General features: G+C 48.0%; 2 protein-coding genes. One reads left to right on the forward strand and one right to left on the reverse strand.

Annotated features, from left to right (window positions below):
- Nucleotides 1–210: 210 nt before the first annotated feature.
- Nucleotides 211–1530, reverse strand: coding sequence for a serine/threonine-protein kinase (locus V6C93_RS11290; RefSeq protein ID WP_333476758.1), 1320 nt, complete (start codon nucleotides 1528–1530; stop codon nucleotides 211–213).
- Between the two features lie 317 nt (nucleotides 1531–1847).
- Here V6C93_RS11290 and V6C93_RS11295 point away from each other — a divergent pair, with 317 nt between their 5' ends.
- Complete coding sequence (locus V6C93_RS11295; protein ID WP_333476759.1) at nucleotides 1848–2276, forward strand: hypothetical protein; 429 nt, start codon at nucleotides 1848–1850, stop codon at nucleotides 2274–2276.
- Nucleotides 2277–2404 lie beyond the last annotated feature (128 nt).

Below are 2404 nucleotides of genomic sequence, written 5' to 3' on the forward strand. Positions count from 1 at the left end.
TAGCTTCAGGTGCTGCCATTCATCTTCATTACCCAGAGACAGCACTTTGATCACGATCAGTTCTTCACTTTTCAAGTCACGGGCTAGAAGCGTTTGTCGTCCAGGTTGTTTTCCCAGTTGTTGCTGTACTTCGTAGCGCTGACCTAATATCAAATTGGTCATTTTTTCATCTCCATCTGCGCTTTCTAGTTTTTGTTACCTGGAGAAGATTTATCTTTTCCCTTGCCGTCGGCTTTCTCGCTCATACCATCGGGCAATCCCTTGACTGATTAACCCCATCGATAGCCCTGCAATCGGTGCTGGAGCTACAGTAAGCACAGAATTAAATGTTTTAAGGTAAGAATTTATGTCGTGGTTAGAGCTAGCAAAGCCGATTAAAGCAACAGCTGTGCAAACTAGGGTGCTGATTGTGCCAACAACTCGCCGATGAAGTCGGGGATTTTTGAGCGGGAAGTACCATAAACGTGTCCAAATGCCCACAAATAATCCGTTGGCAAACCCCAAAGGAATGCCTGCCAAGCCACCCAAGTATGCGCCAAATATTGTCCCATAACCCGGAAAAAAGGCTGTGCCATAGATTCCACCGTAGACGCCTCCCGCTACAACTCCCATCGCTGTACTGCGCCAGACGGCGTTCCATAGCAACTCAACGGTTGTTACTGAATTTTCTTTGTTAAGCAAGAGCTGATTACTCTGCCTGAAGGGCTGTTCTAGAGCTTGCAACGCTGATTCGGTAGAGGTGAAGCGACGATCTAAACTCGGCTCTATCATTTGACTCAGCCAATCGGTAAAACCGTGGCTGAGATGAGCCGCTTGCTGAAATTCAATCCTCATATCTTTTTGAGGTAAGTCAGCAGGATGTGCCCTTGTTGCCAGGGTAATTAAGGTTGCTGCCAAGCTGTAGAGGTCGGATGCGGGAACTGCCCGCCCCCCAAATTGTTCCGGGGGCATGTAGCCATAAGTTCCAACTACAGTTACAGTTCTACCTTCTTGACTCGCTAGGGTTTGAACCGAACCGAAATCAACTAGATACACCTGCCCTACACTATTGCCAGAGCGATTCGTTAATAGAATATTGCTGGGCTTGATGTCGCGATGGATAAGGGGCGGCTTTTGCCCATGTAAGTAAGTCAGAATTTCTAACAGAGCCTTGGCAAGCTGCTTTATCTCGCCCTCGGTAAAGGTTCGTCCGGTCTTCAAATGCTCCTCTAAGGAGGGTGCTTCAATGTAACTCTGTACCATCGCAAATCCTTTGCCGTTTGGTGTATCGAGTTCAAAGGAATCGAGATAGCGAGGAAGGGCTGGATGAGAGAGGGATTGGAGAGTTTGTGCCTCGCGTTCAAATAGCTTCAAGTCATCCCAATTGAAGTCACTGCTAAAGCTGAGCAGTTTGATGACGACTAATTCTTGAGTGTTTAAGTCACGCGCCAGCAGGGTTTGTCGCCCAGCTTTCTTTCCGAGGCGCTGTTGAACTTCGTAGCGATCGCGCAGTATCTCTAGAGAAGAATCGCCCAAGCTAAGACCAGTCATAATCAAGCTTCCTACAACTAGCGGGCGCTAGTTTTTGCCAAATTTAGTCTAACTACGCGGGTGCGATCGCACGTTTCGGAAAAACAATCCGGGCTTAGCCGCGAAACTACGGAATAGGGATGAGGAGCCATCAGTTATAGCTACACCGAAGGCAGAGGAAGACCAAAAAGACTTAAGGCCATATTGAATTAAGAGGAACGCGCTCCTCCTGAAAAAGCCCAGTTCCAGAAAACTGGGGTTCTTTAGCCTGTGAGGCAAACGTCCGATGAGGTTGGCCACTTTCATCACCGCACACTCATGAATTAACACGAGTTCCCATGACTGACGAAAAGATCAAAACCAATCGGCTCGCTCCTCATTTGGAGTTGCCCCTAGAATCAACTGTGCTAAACATAGAACGGCTTGCGAATGGGCAAGGAACACCCTACAGTGAGGAACCCTTCAGCCACGAGCCACCAGGAGTCTTGGCGACAATCCTCCGCCGCTGCCTCTACGATGATAATCTTCCCAATGCCTTAAAATCCCGACTCCAAATCTGCATCGGGCAGATGGAATATATAGTAAGCCCGTCCTGGCATGAGGGTTACGATGCCTGTGTCTCCTTAAAAAAGCGCTGTCAGCTCCCATTAGAAACACTCCAACAAACAGGACAGCTAGAAGCATCCTATCGTTACCCCTTTGATCGATCGCACTGGTACTGGTTTTTGGCAGGTTGGTTGTCAGCGTGTCGGGACAATAACCCATAAAGGAAAAAGAGTGCTGAGGGTGTGACGCTGTACATTTCTGGACAAGAGGTTTTCAACTCCGCCTTCTAAAGCACAGGCAACAATCAAAGTATCCCAAAAAGAGAAATTCATACGTTAGGGGCATGACT

The sequence above is a fragment of the Allocoleopsis sp. genome (genome assembly GCF_036703385.1).
Lineage (GTDB): Bacteria > Cyanobacteriota > Cyanobacteriia > Cyanobacteriales > Coleofasciculaceae > Allocoleopsis.

Bases quoted from the DNA above. Each gene is read 5' to 3' on its own strand.
- V6C93_RS11295 (WP_333476759.1), top strand. From the start codon at position 1,848: ATGACTGACGAAAAGATCAAAACCAATCGGCTCGCTCCTCATTTGGAG.
- V6C93_RS11290 (WP_333476758.1), bottom strand. From the start codon at position 1,530: ATGACTGGTCTTAGCTTGGGCGATTCTTCTCTAGAGATACTGCGCGAT.